This is a genomic window from Naumannella cuiyingiana (assembly GCF_013408305.1).
GTDB classification, from domain to species: Bacteria; Actinomycetota; Actinomycetes; order Propionibacteriales; family Propionibacteriaceae; genus Naumannella; species Naumannella cuiyingiana.
In genome coordinates this window covers 1,464,460-1,479,246 of sequence record NZ_JACBZS010000001.1, presented here as the reverse complement: position 1 = coordinate 1,479,246, position 14,787 = coordinate 1,464,460, and the positions used below count along the sequence as shown (strand labels likewise).

Below are 14,787 nucleotides of genomic sequence, written 5' to 3'. Positions count from 1 at the left end.
TCAGTTGCTCAGTAGTAGGCGCGCATCGCGGTGATCACCGCGTCGAAGATCGCGCGGTCGATCCGGGCCGAGCGGTGCACGACGTCGTCGGGGTGGATCCGGACGATCCGGTTCAGGCGTACCTCGCTGGAGCGTCCCTCGGGGTCCCACGGGCCGGTGCCGATGTCGTACCAGAAGCGGTTCTCGCGGGCCTCCTGGGCCTCGTCGCGGTCGTGGTCCTTCGAGGTCATCGGCAGGCCGAGCAGCCAGGCGTCGTCGCGGCCGATGATCATCGACGGGCGGGTCTTGCCGCGGGTGGGGTCGTCCTCGTAGGCGATCCACGCCCAGGCGACCTCGCCGGGGTCGGGTTGAGCGTCGTCGATCGGGGCGTAGCTGACCGTCGGCATGGTCGGGTAGTCGCCCGGATAGGCACGGTGCTCAGGCATGCGGCCATCTTGGCGTACCGCATCGGTTCGGGGTGTATCGGATCGGGGTGTACCGGATCGGGGGCCCGGCGGTTGGGGGCGCGGCGGTGAGTAGGGTGCCCGGCATGGAGAAGCCCGGAGTGCCGCCGCCCGCCCTGCTGATCGGTGCCGCGCTGACCCAGCTCGCGCTGGGCAGGCGGAAGCGGCCGAGGCGGCGGCTGCTACGCCGGGTGTTGGGCGGCGGGGCCGCGCTGGCCGGTGGGGCGCTGTTCGTGGGCGGGGTCGGGCAGTTGTTCCTGCGCGGGACGACGGTTGACCCGCGGGCGCCGGAGGAGAGCTCGGAGCTGGTGACGGATGGGTTGTACCGGGTGTCGCGGAACCCGGTGTACCTGGGCGATGTGTTGTTGCTGCTCGGGCTGGCGATCGGACAGGGCAAGCTGGTCAGCTTCCTGCCCGTGGCGGCGTTCGCGGCGCTGATCGATCGCCGGCAGATCCCCGCGGAGGAGGCGGCGCTGCGGGCGCGGTTCGGCTCGGAGTTCGAGCGGTACGCCGAGTCGGTGCCTCGCTGGGTCTGAGTGCTAGTCGCGGGGGCGCGTACGGTTGAGGCGGTGCCGGGCCGTCGCCTCGTGCGGGCGCCCCGCGTCCGCTAGACTGCTCGCGCGCTGCGGCGCACGCGGATGTAGTTCAATGGCAGAACATCAGCTTCCCAAGCTGAGAATGCGGGTTCGATTCCCGTCATCCGCTCCACAGGTCCGTTTGCGTGGGTTCGTAGCCACCGTTTGCGTGGGAGAAAACAGACCGAAAGCGCAGGACGACCGTCACATAGCGCAGCAGGGCAACCGCCGAGTCGGCGGTGGCCCTGCTGCTTGTCGTCCCTACGTGCCCGCCGGGTCAGCGGATGGCCGCAGTTCGACCGATCTGTCTGGCTGTCCAGCGGTGTTTGGGGTATCGACCTTCCTGCGCGTCAGGCCGCGTCATCGAGGATGTCTCGGCGTCGCTTGCGCCGTACGGGTTCTGGGGTCCCGGTTTCGAGCCAGGCGATGATCTTGCGGACGTTGGTGGCCGCGATCATCGGCGCGAGCGCGATGAGTTGGGATGCCGAGCGCCTGGCGCGGACGTTGTCTACGGTGTTTGGCATGTCGCTCCCGCTCGCCGACATTGCGAAACACCTGTCGCGATACTCGTCGCCGCTTGAACTCGTTCTCCGCGGACACCTCCTGAGCGAGGCGGGCTTGAACGCGCCATCGCGCGCAGGCTTATGCATCCGTCGGCCGTCAAACTCGACCGTATGAACTTCGCAGGGAAGGTCGATCTGGCCCACGGGTTGGGTGCGATCGAGTCTGATGACGTGGGATGGTTCCGCGAACTCAACAACATGCGGGATCGGCTCGCTCACGACCTGTCCGGCACGCCCACCCAGCACGAACTTGAGACTCTCGCAGCCAGTGTCGTCCGGTTCCCGCGAGCGATCCTCGACGGTGCCCTGGACTTATCGGGGCACGTGGACGCAAGCGGCAGGGGCAGGCTCTCGACGGCGCTTCTAGTTCGTCTGATCCTCCTGGAGTATTGGCAGATGCATGAGACGTGGCGGCGGAACAACCAGGATTCCTTGATTCAATACCGCCTCCAGCGTGCGCTCCTGCGCATCGGACCGGAGGGGGTCACTCCTGAGATGGATGCAGCGCTCCGCTCTCAATGCGGTGTAAAGGAACCGCGGCCCACGGATGCGGTCGATCTTCCTGAGAGTGAGCCGGGCATCCCTGGAGGCCCTGATGACTGAGTCATTCGACTGCCAGGGCCGGTGGTGGCTTCCTGAACATCAGGATCACAAGGTGTTCGGCACGTTCCGCTGGGACCCCGCGTCAGGGGGCACACTGGAACTTCAAGGTGAACTGACCCCGATCGTGGTGAGGGACAACCTCCTCCCTGATGGCACCGTCCAGCGGTACCGCGAGCGGCCCGCGACAGTGCGCCACGAGTACGCGATCATCCGCGGGCAAGTAGAGCGGAAGGCGTACACGCTGCTCGACTCGTTCCAACTCAGCCTCCGGGAACTCGATCTCGACGATTCCATCCAGCGAGTCCACGTCAACCGCCTCCTGGAGGGGGCCTGGTACGACGACCCGAGCGAACTCGTCGCAGATCGGGTCGTCATCGATTTGCGTCATCTCACCGGCTGGGTCAAGCAGAGTGGGTTGTCCACTGACCATCCCAGACACGAAGCCGTCGACGACGATCGCTTCTCCATCGTGACCGCCAGAATCCTACCCACGCTGACGGTCGCGCATGGCGACACGAGCGTGCGCCTCTTCCAGTCGTTAAGCGAGAAGGGGGACCACGTCTTCGATCTTGGGATCGCGCAGCACTGGTCTCTTAGCCTCGTACGCGACGAGCCCTGGCCAGTCGCAAGTTTCATAGATATCGCCAGCGACATCCAAGACCTCATTAGCATCGCCGTTGGCAAGACCGCAAACTTTGACAGGGTCTCTCTTCAGCACCCCGCGCTACCAAAACTGTCACTCGCCGGAACCCCGCTCGGCGACTGGCGAGAAGACATCACGTACCACGCACAGTGGTTCAATCGAACCGAACCGTGCGATCCCGTCAAAGCCCACGACATGTACTTCACTCTCGAAGACCTTGGTGGCATGGCCGGTATCGGGCGCTGGCTCGACATTGCCTCGCGGTACCGCACGGAACTCTCCCGGGTCATGGCCACCCGCTACAGCGCGAGCATGTTCCTTGAAGACCGGATCATGAACATCAGCGCGGCTCTCGATTCCTTCGACAAGGTTCGACGCCGGACCGGAGACGCCAAGGTCAATTATGTCGACCGTGTCCTGAAGTGCATCGATCTCGCTGGCGAACCGTTCACGAACCTCATCGCAAGCAACGAGCGGGAGTGGGCCAAGTTCGTCAAAGAGGCCCGCCACGACATCGCCCACCATCGTCAGCGCTTCAGGCTTGACGGAACGGTAGGCGAAAACTTGTTGGCTGAGCAGTTGTACTGGCTGTTCGTCATCTGCATACTTCGCAGCGCGGATGCACCGCCGGCCGTCTTCCACCGTATATCTGAACATGCCCAGGTTCGGTGGCTTGTCGCGCAGGCAACAGTTGGTGACGAGTAGAAATCCACGTACCTCCTGGACAGAACAGTCCCTGAGCAAAGGCCCCGAAGTGGCGAGACACGCGCCTTGGCCGTGGTGGCAACAGTACACAGGGCCGGATCAGTACCGACTCCGTGAGAACCTGCGCGCGGTCTGGGACTTGCACGCGATGTATGACTCGGATACCCCATGGCTCTGGCGGGGGCAGGCGAATGCGAAGTACGCGATCAGCCCTGGCATGCACTCGCGCGTGCAGTCGTCCGGCGCTCTGACGGACGAGCGAGTGCTCGCTTCCACGGAGGCGCTGCTACATGCCGCGAGACTAGCCTCCCTCGATGTTCATGAAGGGGTCAGGCTCCCTGACATGGCGCTATTGGCTCGGCTTCAGCACCATGGGGCTGCCACGCCGCTCCTCGACGTATCACTCGACCCGATGGTGGGGCTTTACATGGCGGTCGTTGAGCCGAACGGAGTGCACGTGGAGACGGACGGCGCGCTGTTCGCCATAAGGCGTCCGGCGGTCGATGTGGCCGATTTTGATAGCCGCACGTTCCGAGAGATTTACGAGGAGGGCGTGCAGTGCGGCAAAGTCGCCTTCTATTCTGCCCCCGACGTCAGCGACCGTCTGAGGATTCAGCGTGGCCACTTTCTCCTCGGTCCGGTCGGTGAAGGCAGCACCGCACGCGTGACCGTACCGCTGACTGTCGAGAACACAACTGTTCAAAATACTTGGCTGGCCTCGCGAATGAACGCACGAGGGCGGAAGGGGCCAGTGCCCCGTGCCACCACCGATATCGGTGTGTTCCGCGTTGTAGGGAAATTCAAGACCGAGTTGAAGGCATGGCTTGAGGCTCGATCGGGTCTGACTGATGATTTCGTTTACCCGACTTCTTGGCATCAACCTCACCTGGACAGGTTCGCCCGGGCTCACTCACGCACGGCCCCTTGGGTGTAGTGCCTTGCGAGGGCGGCGTCAGCCATTCAGGAGCATGACGCTGCCATAACACTTCTCGCGCGCCCCCACGCTGGTGCCAGGCGCCGACGCCAACCGGCGTGCCTTGATCGACAAGTTCGTGAAGTCGTCGACGGCCAAGCGGCACCCGATCTCTACGATCAATCAGAAGGTGTGATGTGCCCCGGCGCAGGCCAGGGCAAGACTTCGACAGGCGCGGCGGATGCGGCGTACTTCCCGATCGAGTCGCGGCTCACCGACGGCTCGGCGGCCGAGCGGCACTATCGTTCTCGACTTCGATGACGCCGGGCACCTGCTCGGTGTCGAGGTGCTCGGCGCCACCGAATTGCTCACCGACGCTGCGCGGGCACGGCTGACGGATATCGCCGACATCGTCTGAACGAGCGCGTCTGAACGAGCTCGTCTGAACGAGCGCGCTGCGACGCGCGCCCGCTCAGCGGCCGGAGCAGTCGCTGTCCTGCTCGCCCGCCATCAACCACGGAAGGTTGAACTTGCGGAAGGCGATCGAGCGGTGCGAGCCGGCATTGTTCGAGGTGTCCTCGTTGACCTCGACCAGCGCACCGACGGAGTAATCGGTGGTCTTGGTCATGCTGGAGTAGCCGCCCTCCTTGGCGCCGGCCGGCAGATCGAGAGGCTCGTCGGACAGCGGCCGGCTGATCCGCCAGGTCTTGCCCTCGTCCTCGCTCACCCGCACCCGCATCTTCGTCCTGGTCTCGGTGCTGGCCGAGTTGAGGAACACCAGCCGGGCGGGATCGTCGGTGTTGTAGCGCACGACCGAGCCCTGGCTCTTCGGGTCGAGCAGGCACGAGGCCGCGGTGAATGGCGCGTACCCCTCGCCGATCCGGCCCGTCGTGACCTGGCGGCGCTTCTGCTTCTCCCAGACCGAGGTCTCGGCCCGGTCGTTGCGATAGAGCGTGCCGTCGGTCAGCTCGGCGACGGTGCTCTCGCCGGTTTGCTCCATCGGCTTGCCGTCCTCGGTGGTGAGGAACTCGGTCTTCCAGCTCTCGCCATGATCATCGCTGTAGATCATCCGGTGCTGCGCCGGGATCACCAGCCGGCCGGGATGGTCGACCGTAGTCTGAATGCCATTGCCCGGGCCGACGGCATCCCAAGTGACATCGCCGCCGCCGGGCTTCTTCTTCGGTGTCAGCTCCTCGGTCCGATCGACCGGCTTCGACCAGGTCTGCCCGTCGTCGTCGCTGTACGCCGTGAAGGTGCGCCGCTCGCCCCACTCGTCGACCTTCCCCGCGTCGGCGGGTTGGTGGTTCATGAACATCCAGATCCGGCCGGTGTCCTGATCGACGACGGGCGTCGGGTTGCCCCACACCCCCTCGCCGCTGCCGACGACCTCCTGCAGCTTCGACCAGGTCTTGCCGTTGTCGGTCGAGCGCTTGTAGACGAGGTTGATGTTGCCGAAGTCTCCGTTGCCGGTGGCCCGTCCCTCGGCGAAGGCGAGCAGGCTGCCGTCCGTGGTTGTGGCGATCGACGGGATCCGGAACGAGTGGTAGCGCAGGCCGTTCAACTCGTCATCGCCCCCACCGTCGAAGATCATCGATGTGCTGTGCCGGGGATCGGCCGCCTGCGCGGCTGGCGTACCGGTCAACGCCGCGGCGGACGCCACGACCAGGCCGAGGGCCATGGCCGCGAGCGTCCGCCGCGGCGTGTGCTGGATTGGCTGCATCAGGCGTTCCTGGGTCAGGCGTTGGCCCAGTAGAAGCTGCTGCTGCCGTAGTCGTGGTCGGCCCGGCTGTCGACGTGGGTGAAGCTGTTGTAGATGATCACGCCGGAGAAGCCGGAGCTCTTGGCCAGGTCCGCGGTCTGGCTCGGGGACTTGCCCGAGACCACGATGTCACCGGCGATCCCGTACATGTGCTGGGAGTTGCTGGCGCCGCCGACCGAGGAGTTGTGGGACCGGGTGCGGAAGCCCGAGTTGACGGTGATCGGCTTGTCGCCGGCCTTGGTCCGGATGGCTTCCAGCTTCCACATCAACTGGCGGACGTTCTCCTTGACCTCGGACTCGCCGACCTTGCCGTTGGTGAAGCAGCCGCAGTCCTTGGAGGCGAACTCCTTGAACTCGAAGTTCTTGGTCGAGCCGTCGCTGTCCTCCAGGCTGTTCAGCTTGTCCTGGGTCGCGCCGTCAACCTTGCCGCTCTGGGTCAGGCCGTGCGCCTTCTGGAACCGCTTCAACGCGGCCTCGGTCGCCGGGCCGAAGTCACCATCGGCCTTCAGCGACGTCTTCTCCGGCCCGTCGGCGGCGAAACCGGCGATCCGGATCTGAAGTTCCTTGACGTCAGCGCCGGTGTCACCGGAGGCGAGCTCGCGCTTCCAGTCGTAGGCGGACGCCGTCGGGGCGGAAACTGCGCCGACTCCGCCGACCAGGCCGAAGGCCAGGACGAAGGCGGCGATCACGCGGGCTAGCTTTGACATGAACTCTCACTCCTGAGTGTTGACTGAGGCGGATGGTTCAACCGGCATCTACCGGCAGTCGCCAGCCAATCGAGGTGTACGACGGTCCGGCAACCTGTCGGTCGTCCGGTCCCGTCCGGAGCGCGTAGTGGTGCGGTTCAGCGCCGATTGTCCGGTCGCCGTCCGGTACGCCCGGACGGTGCGCGTTCACTGAGGCCGGGCGGCTGACGGGACCGGCCCGGCCGAGGCCCGGCGGTAGGGTGCCGCCATGGCCGACCACGGGCGGGCAGGCGATGAGCGTTGCCTCGGCATGCTTGACATCGTCCGATATGCCCGCGAGTCCGGCAATGTCGATGTCTTCATCGATGGTTATCGAAACTTCCACCAACTCGCCAAGTCCCCGGGGATCAGTGCCCGGATTCAGTTGGAGCGCGGGATCAACACCCCGGCGGAGATCACCGCGCCCGATGCTCGGCGTCGACCGGTCATACTACTTCGGTCCAGCCCGGGTAAGGCAGGCTCGGCAACCACGCCATGGGAGGATGTGTTCGACCTCGATCATGGGCACGCTCGTTACTTTGGGGATCACAAGGCGAGCACTGTGGGCCCGATCGGGGCGACGCAAGGAAATCGGGCCTTGCTCGATGCCTGGCAACTCCATGGCAGCTCCGCGCGGGCCGATCGCGTGCTCGCACCGCCGATACTTCTGATGCGCGGGGTCTCTGTCATGCGAGATGGCAAGCGGGTCGACAAGGGACATCTCGAGTTCTGCGGGGTGGCCGTCATCGAGCGGTTGGAGTACATCGTGCAGCGCGATCCGCAGACCGCGCGCACCTTCCCCAATCTCGCTGTTGATCTTGCGGTGATCAAGCTCGACGAAACCACCGACGAACTCGACTTCCGCTGGATCGATGACCGGCGCGACGGTGAACTCACTGCCGAACAGGCCAATGCCAAGGGGCCGGCGTCGTGGCGCCGCTGGGTCGATCAGGGCAAGGTCGCGATTCCGCGGATTCGGCGCCGGGTGCTGTCCAGCCGAGTCCGGTCAGCGGCAGATCAGCGGCCTGAGTCAGGCACGCCGGATGCCGCCCTGCTGGACACGATCTATCGGCACTTCGACGATCGCAAACACGAGTTCGAGAAGCTCGCGGCGGCCGTCGCAGCGAGCGTCTTCGCCGCCAGCGGGGCGACCTATCACGATGGCTGGCTCTCGCGCGCCGGCGGTGACGGAGGTCTCGACTTCGTCGGTCGGCTGGACGCGGGTAGCACCGCGGCGAACACGCCGCTCGTCGTACTCGGACAAGCCAAGTGCATCAAGCCGGAGTCCTCGGTCAGCCCGGACCAGGTCGCGCGCGTGGTCGCGAGGCTGCGCCGGGGCTGGATCGGTGTATTTGTCACGACCGGCGTGTTCAGCCAGCAGGCGCAGATCGAGGTGATCGACGATGGCTATCCCGTCGTCCTGGTCCCGGGTCGCGAACTCGTTGCCGAGGTCCGCAAGCTCGCCGAGACGTCTGCCGCAGGCGACATCGAAGCGTTGCTGCGCGACATCAGCAGCGATTACGCCGATGCGGTCACCCACCGGCGCCCCGAGGAAATATTGGGCAGTGCGTAGCGCATCGGGCGCATCACGGAGGATCGTCCGCCCGGCTCGGCGGCGGCACCCGGAACCGCTGATGCAGGCGCGGTCGGCGGCGCGCGTCGACGCGGTTCGGGGGAACGATGACCGGGAGACCTGCGTCGCCGAGGCGTACCTCCCACTGTGACCCCGGCGGCGCGTGCGGCCGCGGCTCGAGCAGGCCGTGGTGGTGGCGGCAGAGCAGCACCAGATTGTCCAACGAGGTACGCCCGCCGGACTGCCACGGCTCGATGTGGTGGGCATCGCAATCCGCTGGCGCCCGGTCGCAGCCGGGCATCACACAGCCGCGGTCGCGCAGGGTCAGCGCCGCCCGGATCGGGGGAGTGACCAGGCGCTGCGCGCGGCCGACATCGAGCACCTGCCCCGCCCCGCCGAGCACGGCCGGCAACACCTCACAGTCACACGCCAGCAGGCGCAGCGCGGACGGCGACACCAGCGCACCACTGGCCGCCAGCCGCCCCGCTGCCACCGCGTCGGAGTGCAACTGCTGCAGCAGCTCGGCATGATCGATCGTCACCACCAGCCGCGGCCGATCCCCGCCGTGGGTGGGCGCCGCTCGACACCCCTGCGCGTGCCGAGCAAGATCAACCAGCGCGTCGGCCCGGCGCTGCGCCGGCGAGACCAGCTCGGCCAGGGGGTCCAGCCGGTCGAGCGACCGATCGGCATGCGCCGCATACGCCTCGATCACGGCCACCACGGCCTCGCCCTCGGCCTCCGGCAGCCGCGCGCTCAGCTCGATCGACCCGAAGCCGTCACGGCACCATCGGAGGAAGCGATTCGCCTGCGCCCGCCGCTCGTCGCGCTCCAGCTTGCGGCGCTCGTTGTCCTCGGCCTGCTCCGGCGCCACCACCTCGACCAGATGGCCGGCCAGCCGGCGCAACTGTGCGGGATCGAACTGCGCCGAATAGCCGATCATCGTCTCCTGGGCGCGCGCCACCTGCTCGGCACCAAGATCGGCCGGCAGCTCGTCGAGAGCGGTGCAGATCGCGTCCGCCTGATCCTTGCTGATCAAGGCCTCGTGGAAGGCCTGCGCCACCTCGGGGAAGCGGCCCAGCGCCCGGGACTGCATGATCAACGTGCTCGCCGCACGCGGTGTCATCCGGTTGGACTGCGCCAGCCAGGTCCGCAGGGAGGTGCCGTGGACGGCCATCGCGTCGTCGGCACGCTCGGCCGCGGTCACCCGCTCGGCGATCAGTGCCCGAACCTGGTCGGACAGGTCCAGCAGCAGCGCCAGCTCGGCCAACCGCGCGGCCGGATCGGGCAGCGGCACATCATCGGCGCAGGCGAGATCCAGCGCCGTCGAGACCATCGACAACGCCAACGCCCGCGTCACCTGCGCACCCCCCGTGCCCATGCAAATCACCCTAGGCGGGAGGTCTGACACTCTGACCCGACAACGCGGCGGCAGCTAGCGTTGCGCCCATGAGCTCTGACCCCGCGACGGCGCTGGTGGTCGACGCGGCCAATGTGATCGGGTCGGTTCCGGACGGGTGGTGGCGCGACCGGGCCGGCGCCGCCGCGCGGCTCAACGCCCGGTTGGCGGCGGCGCAGTTGCCCCACACGCCGATCGTGGTGGTCTATGAGGGTGCGGCCAAGCGCGGCGTACCCGCCGATCCCGATGCGCGTCCGGTCGTCGTCCACGCCCCCGGCTCGGGCGACGACGAGATCGTCCGGCAGGCGAAGCGGTACGCCGTCGACGGCCCGGTTGCCGTGGTCACCGCCGACCGCGGCCTGATCGATCGGGTACGCGCGGTCGGCGCCGACGTGATCGGGCCCGGCTGGCTGCTCGACCGGCTGCCCGAGGCGCCGAGACCGGAATGATCAACCCGCCACCAACAGGTGAGATTCGTCGGCCCCCTGTTCCGTCCTGACCGCTCATGCGGTAGACACGTACCCATGGCGATATCGATCGCCGACCGGACGTCAAGCGCCCGGAAGCAGCGGTCCGTTGGACCACGTTGATTCTTGGAGGAAGCATGACTGACAACACGTTCGACAACGAGCAAGAGGGTCCGGCCGACGGCGGGGCCGCGGGTGTCCCGGGTGTCCATGACGGTGGCGCCGACGGTGGTGCCGACAGCGGCGCCGAGGGCCCCGCGGACGGCGGCGCCTCGGGCGTTTCCGGTGTCCAGGACGGCGGTGCTGATGGCGGCGCCGAGGGTCCGGCCGACGGCGGCGCGAGCGGTACGCCGGGTGTCCAGGACGGCGGCGCCGATGGTGGTGCTGACGGCGGCGCCGACGGTGGTGCCGACGGCGGAGCCAACAACTGATCTTGAGCCCTCGCTCTGATCACCGGGACCCCGGCGCCGATTCCGGCGCCGGGGTTCTGGAGTCCCGCCTGCTGCAGATCGCTCGGAACGAGTTCGCCGACGACTACTGGGCCCGTCGCGCCCTGCTCACCCGCGGCGCCGACGACTTCTCCGATCTCTTCTCTGCCGCCGCGGTCGACGAACTGATCTCCCGCCGCGGCCTGCGAGCGCCGTTCCTGCGTGTCGCCAAGGAGGGCCGCACCCTCCCGGACACCAGCTTCACCGCGGGTGCCGGTGTCGGCGCCTCCATCGATGATCAACTCGACGACACGGCGCTGTGGCGGCACTTCGCCGACGGCGCGACCCTCGTCCTGCAGGCGCTGCACCGCACGTGGCAGCCGATCGCCGACTTCTCCTCCCGCCTCGGCACCGAGCTCGGCCACCCGGTCCAGGCGAATGCCTACATCACGCCGCCGCAGAATCGTGGCTTCGATGATCACTACGACGTGCACGACGTGTTCGTGCTGCAGATCTCGGGGACCAAGCGCTGGATCATCCACAAGCCGGTGCATCCGGACCCGCTGCGCGACCAGCCCTGGACCGAGCGCAGCGCCGAGGTCGCCGAGGCGGCTCGCGGCGAGGCCATGATCGACACGGTGCTCCGGCCGGGCGACGCGCTCTACCTGCCGCGCGGCTGGCTGCACGCCGCCCAGGCCCAGGGCGAGGTGTCCATCCATCTCACGCTGGGCATCCACAACTGGACGCGGTACGCCGTGGCAGAGCAACTCGCCCAGGCCGCGCTTGCCCGGCTCCGCGACGATCCCGCGATGCGCGCCACCCTGCCGCTCGGCACGACCGGGCCCGATGATCAACTCGACGCGGTCCGCACGGCGTTGACCGCGGCGCTGGCCGAAGCCGATCCCGCGCCGGCCTTCCGGCGTACCCGCCGTGGTCAGGCCCGCCCCGCACCGCTCGGCCCGCTCGCCCAGCTCGCGGCGCTCGACGCGCTGGACGAGGCCACGCCGATCCGGCTGCGCGAGGCGCTCGACGCCTCCCTGGACGGCAATCGGCTGAATACCCGCGTCGGCTGGCTCGACCTGCCCGACACCGACCTCGAACGCGTCCGCCGACTGCTCGACGGCCGGTCGGTGGTCGCCGGCGACCTCGGCATCGACCTGGCCCGCCGGCTGCTCCGCTCCGGCGTGGCCCTCCCGGACGACCGGTGAACGCCGAGCGCTTCCTCTGCGCCGAGCAGGCCCGGGCCCGACAGGATTCGATCGCCGGCACGGCGGCGCCGACCCGGACCTGGCTGTTGATCGAGTACCGGGGGCGCTGGCCGTTCGAGGGCTTCTCCGGCCTGGATATCGACCTGGCGACCAAGATCGACGTCACCTCCGCGGCCCAGTCCGTGGGCGCGCGGGTGCTGCTGATCCGCCGCCCCGGCCGTGTCGATCATGATCGGCCGCAGCGCTGGGCGGTGTTGACCCACGACCGCGACGGCATCGGCCGCCAGACCTGGGGTACCTGGCAGGGCGAAGATGATCTTGCCGCGATCCCGGACGCGTTCGAGGTGCCTGGGCAGGCTGGACTGCCGTCCCCACTGCTGGTCTGTACCCACGGCCTGCACGACACCTGCTGTGCCATCCGCGGCCGGCCGGTCGCGGCCGCGCTCGCGGATCGCTGGCCGGAGCTGACCTGGGAGTGCAGCCATGTCGGCGGTGACCGGTTCGCGGCCAACCTGGTCGTCGCTCCCGATGGTGTCTACTACGGCGAGGTCGACCCCGACCAGGCGATCGCGGTGATCGAAGATCAACTGGCCGACCGGATCGGTCCCGAGCACCTGCGCGGATACACCACGCTGACCCCGCCGCAGCAGGTCGCGGTGATCGAGGCGCTGCGCGCCTACGGTCCGGCCGGGCGGTACGCCTGGCGCGTCCTCGACACCGCCCGGCACGGCGACCGCTGGACCATCCACCTCGCGGGCCGCGCGCCGCTGCCGGCCCGGGTCGAGGTCGAGCTCATCGCCGAGCGCACGGCCGCGCACCGGCTGACCTGCCGGGCTCACCAGGCGGCGTCCGTGATCAACTACCGGCCGGCGGGGATTCGCGAGCTGCCCGGGGTGACCTCGTGACGGGCCCGGGGACCGACGTGCCCGACGGCAACGATCCGGCCGAGCTGGCGAACTGGCTGTTCGATCGCGCCCGGGCGGGCGAGGCCGAGCGGCTGGCCGCCTATCTGGACGCGGGCGCGCCCGTCGAGCTGACCGACGCCGCGGGCAACACGCTGCTGATGCTCGCCGCCTATCACGGCCACCCGGACGCGGTGAACGTACTGCTCGAACGCGGCGCGAATCCGGATGCGATCAATGACCGCGGCCAGACCCCGCTTGCGGGCGCGATCTTCAAGGGGTACGCCGAGGTCGTGCGGATGCTGGTCACGGCCGGCGCCGATCCCGATCTGGGCGCACCGAGTGCCCGCGCCGCCGCGGAGTTCTTCGAGCGCCCGGACCTCGCCGCGCTGCTCCCGCCCCGGTCCTGACATGCCCGAGGGCGACACGGTGCACCGCGCGGCGGCCGAGCTGGATGCCGCGCTGACCGGCCGGGTGCTGACCCGCGCCGAGCTCCGCGTACCGCGCTATGCCGCGACCGATCTCACCGGCGCCACCGTCGAGCGGACCCGCGCCCACGGCAAGCACCTGTTCCTGGATCTGCTCACCCACGGCCGCGCGCTGACCCTGCACAGTCACCTGAAGATGGAGGGCGCCTGGCACGTCTACCGGCCGGGCGGCCGCTGGCGGCGCCCGCCGCACACCGCGCGGGTGGTGCTGGCGACCGCGACCGCGCAGGCGATCGGGTTCGATCTCGGCCTGGTCCGGCTCGATGCCCCCGAGCGGATCGCGGCCTCCGTCGCCGATCTCGGGCCCGACCCGCTACGCCCGGACTGGGACGCCGACGAGGCGATCCGCCGGCTGGCCGCCGACCCGGATCGCACGATCGGCGAGGCGCTCCTCGACCAGCGGCGGATCGCCGGGCTCGGCAACGTCTACCGCTGCGAGCTGTGCTTCCTGCGCGGCCTGCACCCGAGCGCGCCGGTGGGGGAGGTGGAGCTGGCGCCGCTGGTCGCGCTGGCGTACCGGACGATCAACGACAATGTCGTCCGCCGCGTCCGGGTGTTCACCGGGGTGGACCGCCCCGGTCAGGACCTGTGGGTGCACGGTCGCGAGAACCGGCCCTGCCGGCGGTGCGGTACGCCGATCCGGCGCGGCCGCCTCGGCGGCGGCGAGGGCCTGGAGCGAGTCCTCTGGTGGTGTCCGCGCTGCCAGCCCCCGGGCCGCGCCACAATGGGGGCAGGAGGTACCCGATGAGCGACGCGACGATGCGAGTGGGCGACAGCGAGCGGGAGCGGGCGATCGCGCAGCTCGGCGAGCACGCGAGCGCCGGGCGGCTGACCGAGGACGAACTGACCGAGCGGATCAGCCAGAGCGGTGCCGCCCGGACTCGCGGCGAGTTGCGCGCCGTCTTCGCCGATCTGCCCGAGCCGCACCCGCTGCCGCCCGAGGCGCCCGACGAGCCGGCGGCCGCCGCCGGGCCCTCCCCGTGGCCGACCCGGCCCGAGCCCGCCGAGCAGCCCGGCCGGACCGACGCGCCGGCCTGGCCGACGCTGGACGCCCCCGAGGCGCCGGCGTCCGGCGCGCCGGCCAACTTTCCGATCTATCAGCCGAACGACGACCAGCGGGTGGCATCGACGAGCAGCGCCCCCGAGTATCCCGACCCGCTCCGTCCCGGTCAGGGATCTGCCCAGCGGTCGGGGACCGACTGGATGTCCTACATCTGGTTGTTGGTGCCCGCCGCCGTCCTGCTCACCCTGGTCAGCCGGGGCAATGCGTGGATGGCCGTCCCGCTCGCGGTGCTGGCGGTCATGTTCCTCAATCGGCGGTACCGCCGGCGCAACTGACCTCTTCAGTAGCCACCGCCCACTTGAGAGAGCGCTGCTCTTGCAAGTGGGCGATCGG

General features: G+C 68.7%; 18 protein-coding genes and 1 tRNA gene. 14 read left to right on the top strand and 5 right to left on the bottom strand.

Annotated features, from left to right (window positions below):
- Positions 1-8 precede the first annotated feature (8 nt).
- Positions 9-425, bottom strand: a complete 417-nt coding sequence (locus GGQ54_RS06910; protein ID WP_179444718.1) for a type II toxin-antitoxin system PemK/MazF family toxin — start codon at positions 423-425, stop codon at positions 9-11.
- 104 nt (positions 426-529) lie between these two features.
- Here GGQ54_RS06910 and GGQ54_RS06905 point away from each other — a divergent pair, with 104 nt between their 5' ends.
- Positions 530-979, top strand: coding sequence for a methyltransferase family protein (locus GGQ54_RS06905; RefSeq protein ID WP_179444717.1), 450 nt, complete (start codon positions 530-532; stop codon positions 977-979).
- A 98-nt stretch (positions 980-1,077) separates the two neighbouring features.
- Positions 1,078-1,151, top strand: a tRNA-Gly gene (locus GGQ54_RS06900).
- 217 nt (positions 1,152-1,368) lie between these two features.
- On the opposite strand, the gene GGQ54_RS06895 is transcribed toward GGQ54_RS06900, so the two are convergent.
- On the bottom strand, positions 1,369-1,542 hold the full coding sequence (locus GGQ54_RS06895; protein ID WP_179444716.1) for a hypothetical protein: 174 nt from the start codon (positions 1,540-1,542) through the stop codon (positions 1,369-1,371).
- A gap of 150 nt (positions 1,543-1,692) precedes the next feature.
- Here GGQ54_RS06895 and GGQ54_RS06890 point away from each other — a divergent pair, with 150 nt between their 5' ends.
- The 4 genes from GGQ54_RS06890 to GGQ54_RS06875 all read left to right on the top strand — a co-directional run bounded on the left by GGQ54_RS06890 (position 1,693) and on the right by GGQ54_RS06875 (position 4,863).
- Positions 1,693-2,184 (top strand): hypothetical protein, encoded by a 492-nt coding sequence (locus GGQ54_RS06890; RefSeq protein WP_179444715.1) that lies wholly within the window; start codon positions 1,693-1,695, stop codon positions 2,182-2,184.
- The gene (locus GGQ54_RS06885) at positions 2,177-3,532 is read left to right on the top strand and encodes an ApeA N-terminal domain 1-containing protein (protein WP_179444714.1); all 1,356 of its coding nucleotides are present in this window, start codon (positions 2,177-2,179) and stop codon (positions 3,530-3,532) included. Before GGQ54_RS06890 ends, GGQ54_RS06885 begins: the two co-directional genes overlap by 8 nt.
- Positions 3,447-4,466, top strand: a complete 1,020-nt coding sequence (locus GGQ54_RS06880) for an FRG domain-containing protein (protein ID WP_343045883.1) — start codon at positions 3,447-3,449, stop codon at positions 4,464-4,466. Before GGQ54_RS06885 ends, GGQ54_RS06880 begins: the two co-directional genes overlap by 86 nt.
- A 220-nt stretch (positions 4,467-4,686) precedes the next feature.
- Positions 4,687-4,863, top strand: a complete 177-nt coding sequence (locus GGQ54_RS06875; protein WP_179444712.1) for a DUF2283 domain-containing protein — start codon at positions 4,687-4,689, stop codon at positions 4,861-4,863.
- 54 nt (positions 4,864-4,917) lie between these two features.
- Here GGQ54_RS06875 and GGQ54_RS06870 read toward each other — a convergent pair whose 3' ends face one another.
- Complete coding sequence (locus GGQ54_RS06870; RefSeq protein ID WP_179444711.1) at positions 4,918-6,165, bottom strand: sialidase family protein; 1,248 nt, start codon at positions 6,163-6,165, stop codon at positions 4,918-4,920.
- 14 nt (positions 6,166-6,179) lie between these two features.
- Complete coding sequence (locus GGQ54_RS06865) at positions 6,180-6,911, bottom strand: D-Ala-D-Ala carboxypeptidase family metallohydrolase (protein ID WP_179444710.1); 732 nt, start codon at positions 6,909-6,911, stop codon at positions 6,180-6,182.
- A gap of 247 nt (positions 6,912-7,158) precedes the next feature.
- Here GGQ54_RS06865 and GGQ54_RS06860 point away from each other — a divergent pair, with 247 nt between their 5' ends.
- Complete coding sequence (locus GGQ54_RS06860; RefSeq protein ID WP_179444709.1) at positions 7,159-8,502, top strand: restriction endonuclease; 1,344 nt, start codon at positions 7,159-7,161, stop codon at positions 8,500-8,502.
- A 13-nt stretch (positions 8,503-8,515) separates the two neighbouring features.
- On the opposite strand, the gene GGQ54_RS06855 is transcribed toward GGQ54_RS06860, so the two are convergent.
- Positions 8,516-9,880: an HNH endonuclease signature motif containing protein gene (locus tag GGQ54_RS06855; RefSeq protein WP_179444708.1), complete on the bottom strand. Its 1,365-nt coding sequence runs from the start codon at positions 9,878-9,880 to the stop codon at positions 8,516-8,518.
- A gap of 68 nt (positions 9,881-9,948) precedes the next feature.
- On the opposite strand from GGQ54_RS06855, the gene GGQ54_RS06850 reads away from it, so the two are divergent.
- The 7 genes from GGQ54_RS06850 (at position 9,949) to GGQ54_RS06820 (ending at position 14,729) form a co-directional block, all read left to right on the top strand.
- The gene (locus GGQ54_RS06850; RefSeq protein WP_179444707.1) at positions 9,949-10,347 is read left to right on the top strand and encodes a PIN domain-containing protein; all 399 of its coding nucleotides are present in this window, start codon (positions 9,949-9,951) and stop codon (positions 10,345-10,347) included.
- A 155-nt stretch (positions 10,348-10,502) separates the two neighbouring features.
- On the top strand, positions 10,503-10,796 hold the full coding sequence (locus GGQ54_RS17320) for a hypothetical protein (RefSeq protein WP_281370013.1): 294 nt from the start codon (positions 10,503-10,505) through the stop codon (positions 10,794-10,796).
- Positions 10,797-10,798: 2 nt separating this feature from the next.
- Positions 10,799-12,001 (top strand): cupin domain-containing protein, encoded by a 1,203-nt coding sequence (locus tag GGQ54_RS06840; RefSeq protein ID WP_246292575.1) that lies wholly within the window; start codon positions 10,799-10,801, stop codon positions 11,999-12,001.
- Entirely contained in the window at positions 11,998-12,906 is a 909-nt protein-coding gene (locus tag GGQ54_RS06835) for a sucrase ferredoxin (RefSeq protein WP_218843743.1), read from the top strand. The genes GGQ54_RS06840 and GGQ54_RS06835 overlap by 4 nt, the downstream gene beginning before the upstream one ends.
- Positions 12,903-13,313: an ankyrin repeat domain-containing protein gene (locus GGQ54_RS06830; protein WP_179444706.1), complete on the top strand. Its 411-nt coding sequence runs from the start codon at positions 12,903-12,905 to the stop codon at positions 13,311-13,313. Before GGQ54_RS06835 ends, GGQ54_RS06830 begins: the two co-directional genes overlap by 4 nt.
- Position 13,314: 1 nt before the next feature.
- Positions 13,315-14,139, top strand: a complete 825-nt coding sequence (locus tag GGQ54_RS06825) for an Fpg/Nei family DNA glycosylase (protein WP_179444705.1) — start codon at positions 13,315-13,317, stop codon at positions 14,137-14,139.
- Positions 14,136-14,729 carry a DUF1707 SHOCT-like domain-containing protein gene (locus GGQ54_RS06820; protein ID WP_179444704.1) on the top strand — a complete coding sequence of 198 codons (594 nt, stop codon included), beginning with the start codon at positions 14,136-14,138 and terminating at the stop codon, positions 14,727-14,729. The genes GGQ54_RS06825 and GGQ54_RS06820 overlap by 4 nt, the downstream gene beginning before the upstream one ends.
- Positions 14,730-14,787 lie beyond the last annotated feature (58 nt).

Bases quoted from the DNA above. Each gene is read 5' to 3' on its own strand.
- GGQ54_RS06910 (WP_179444718.1), bottom strand. From the start codon at position 425: ATGCCTGAGCACCGTGCCTATCCGGGCGACTACCCGACCATGCCGACG.
- GGQ54_RS06905 (WP_179444717.1), top strand. From the start codon at position 530: ATGGAGAAGCCCGGAGTGCCGCCGCCCGCCCTGCTGATCGGTGCCGCG.
- GGQ54_RS06895 (WP_179444716.1), bottom strand. From the start codon at position 1,542: ATGCCAAACACCGTAGACAACGTCCGCGCCAGGCGCTCGGCATCCCAA.
- GGQ54_RS06890 (WP_179444715.1), top strand. From the start codon at position 1,693: ATGAACTTCGCAGGGAAGGTCGATCTGGCCCACGGGTTGGGTGCGATC.
- GGQ54_RS06885 (WP_179444714.1), top strand. From the start codon at position 2,177: ATGACTGAGTCATTCGACTGCCAGGGCCGGTGGTGGCTTCCTGAACAT.
- GGQ54_RS06880 (WP_343045883.1), top strand. From the start codon at position 3,447: ATGCACCGCCGGCCGTCTTCCACCGTATATCTGAACATGCCCAGGTTC.
- GGQ54_RS06875 (WP_179444712.1), top strand. From the start codon at position 4,687: ATGCGGCGTACTTCCCGATCGAGTCGCGGCTCACCGACGGCTCGGCGG.
- GGQ54_RS06870 (WP_179444711.1), bottom strand. From the start codon at position 6,165: ATGCAGCCAATCCAGCACACGCCGCGGCGGACGCTCGCGGCCATGGCC.
- GGQ54_RS06865 (WP_179444710.1), bottom strand. From the start codon at position 6,911: ATGTCAAAGCTAGCCCGCGTGATCGCCGCCTTCGTCCTGGCCTTCGGC.
- GGQ54_RS06860 (WP_179444709.1), top strand. From the start codon at position 7,159: ATGGCCGACCACGGGCGGGCAGGCGATGAGCGTTGCCTCGGCATGCTT.
- GGQ54_RS06855 (WP_179444708.1), bottom strand. From the start codon at position 9,880: ATGGGCACGGGGGGTGCGCAGGTGACGCGGGCGTTGGCGTTGTCGATG.
- GGQ54_RS06850 (WP_179444707.1), top strand. From the start codon at position 9,949: ATGAGCTCTGACCCCGCGACGGCGCTGGTGGTCGACGCGGCCAATGTG.
- GGQ54_RS17320 (WP_281370013.1), top strand. From the start codon at position 10,503: ATGACTGACAACACGTTCGACAACGAGCAAGAGGGTCCGGCCGACGGC.
- GGQ54_RS06825 (WP_179444705.1), top strand. From the start codon at position 13,315: ATGCCCGAGGGCGACACGGTGCACCGCGCGGCGGCCGAGCTGGATGCC.
- GGQ54_RS06820 (WP_179444704.1), top strand. From the start codon at position 14,136: ATGAGCGACGCGACGATGCGAGTGGGCGACAGCGAGCGGGAGCGGGCG.